This is a genomic window from Mesotoga infera, assembly GCA_011045915.1.
Classification (GTDB): domain Bacteria; phylum Thermotogota; class Thermotogae; order Petrotogales; family Kosmotogaceae; genus Mesotoga; species Mesotoga infera_D.
Genome location: DSBT01000144.1, coordinates 1 through 2,226, shown reverse-complemented (window position 1 = coordinate 2,226; position 2,226 = coordinate 1). Strand labels below are relative to the sequence as shown.

Here is a 2,226-nt window from a genome sequence, read left to right as displayed (position 1 = left end):
CTCTTCTGCTCTTGATCTTAAATCCCCGCTCGAGCGGGGGGGACCGCTTGCGGTGGGGTGTGTGCTCTTTGAAGCGCATCTCGCATCGTTTTTTCGCTTCTTTTGTGCTATCGTCCCATAGTGATCTGTGCAGGATCTGCTCTCTCTCCTCGCTCTTGGTGTCTCGAATATGGTTCTTCTCAAAGCGCAGCTCTCCCTATCGTTCTCTCTCGATCTTGCATTCGTTCCTTCAGAGACACCCTCCGCCACTACGTGCTCTCCCTTGAGGGAGGACTAAAGATCAGAACAATCGGAAGGCAAACAAAGCAAATATTCCTAAGGAAAAGAGGCATCGTACGGTTTCCTAGTAGATTCCTAAGTCATGTTTTGTGATGAGTTGGTCAAACGACGAGCCAAGCCAATGTCCCATGACTTGGTTAATTCGACTTATCCAGTATGGTCTGAACTGGCAAAACGTGGCGGCTATTTTCCGGCGGTCGAGTATCCTGGTTCGGTTACACATATGATTATGTTGTCAAAATCAACATATGAGCATGTCTTGTCAGCGAAGACGATGAACTCGAACTTAGTGAAATCGAAGCTCTCGGAATATGACTCGTACCCACAGGGATGCATTATGTTGTCTACGTACACGGCGAAACCCGGTGAGTCGGTGAAGTCGAACTCCATCATTATTAAGTGCCAGGAGGCGGGCTCCAATTCGCTTCTCTTTCTCACTTTGTCCGTCTGATAATTATACGTATATACGCCAAAACCGTCTCCAAAGTCTCCAACATAGACATATGGAGCGCGACGTATGGGGTCTCCGACACCGAAGAAACCATTTTCTGAAACCCTGAAGTCGAACTTAATTGCACCTGATTTCGCTGGCTTGAATCCCTCGCCAACGACTTTTGCATACCCAAGAACAGTCGGGTCAACAAAAGTAAGCCCTTTTGTTTCGTTGAAACCTCTTTGAGTGATCTCGGCGAATGAAGTCGATGTCTTCTGATAGTCTCCCCACGAAAGAGTCGATGAAGATAACGGTCCTAGAGCTAGAGATTCAAAGCTTTCCTGAACTAGACAGAAGGCACCGGTTGTGAAGCTCCATACAGGCCCTTCCACTTCGTGAGTACCGTCCTTTGCTACAACCTTCCAATAATACTTGGTTGAATTCTCGAGTGCCGATTTGGTATGAGTCGTCGAAGAAAAGTCTTTTCTAAGGAGAGCAGGATCGGGAGTCTTTCCAAAATACAGATCATAGGTTACCTCATCTCCATCTGGATCTCCTCCTTCCCACGATAATGTGATTAAGGGGAAATTCTGATTGACTGCGTTATCTGAAGGAGAGGGGTTTGATGGAGTGTTAGGCGGACCTTTAACGGTAATCGTGAAGCTTGTGCTGGACTTCCCTTCTCCATCGGAGGCCTCAATCTCGACTTCCTTTGTGCCTATTGCCCCCGAAACCGTCCATGAGTAATTGCTTCCGTTAATACTACCGGGGCCGCTGACGAGACTGAAGCTCAGTTCATCACCATCGGGGTCGGTGCAGTAATCAATGAGATCGATTTCAAGTAAAGATCCAATATTTCTCGTAAAATCTTCAATTGTGGACCACACGGGAAGTCTATTGACGAACACACAGCCAGCAATAATTATGACGAGCAAAACCAGGGCAAGAGCAAGGTTATTCCTTCTCACGTAAACACCCCCTTGAAGGATTGGAAATGACTGATAAGAAAGTCGAAGGATCTAAGAAGGCAAAATGCATCGCATCTCCACTTTCATCCTACCCAATTGACAGCACGAGCAAAAGGCTCATGCAAACTCATCTTCTAACAATCTTGTAAAGAAGAAAGGACATGCAGACTAATCTCTAGCCTCACGTTAACCAGTGACGCGATTGATAAGGCAGCCGATAACAGCACTTTCAAATATGGAAACGACATCTAAGCCAGACTCGACTATACTGGAACAGAAGAGACTAAGAAATTAGGCCCGAAGGGAGACAGTCTAAGTGAATAGTGATTTCAGTGCGATATCAGTCAGAATAAGTGGAGTATACGAGGAAATTGCCAAGACTCATTGTTCATCAAAGTCTTACTCGCTTGGCAATGTGAAGCTCAAAACAATCGAGCTTATTCACCTTATCCGTAGAACGATCTGCCCCCAACTTTCACAAGACGCAACGACAGACGGACAGGAGTCACTCTTGAAGGCCATGAAACTCCTCGAAAAGCTTATCCT

General features: G+C 46.3%; 1 protein-coding gene. It reads right to left on the bottom strand.

What is annotated here, in order from left to right:
- Positions 1-462: 462 nt before the first annotated feature.
- Complete coding sequence (locus tag ENN47_05315; GenBank protein ID HDP77593.1) at positions 463-1,680, bottom strand: hypothetical protein; 1,218 nt, start codon at positions 1,678-1,680, stop codon at positions 463-465.
- Positions 1,681-2,226: the final 546 nt, after the last annotated feature.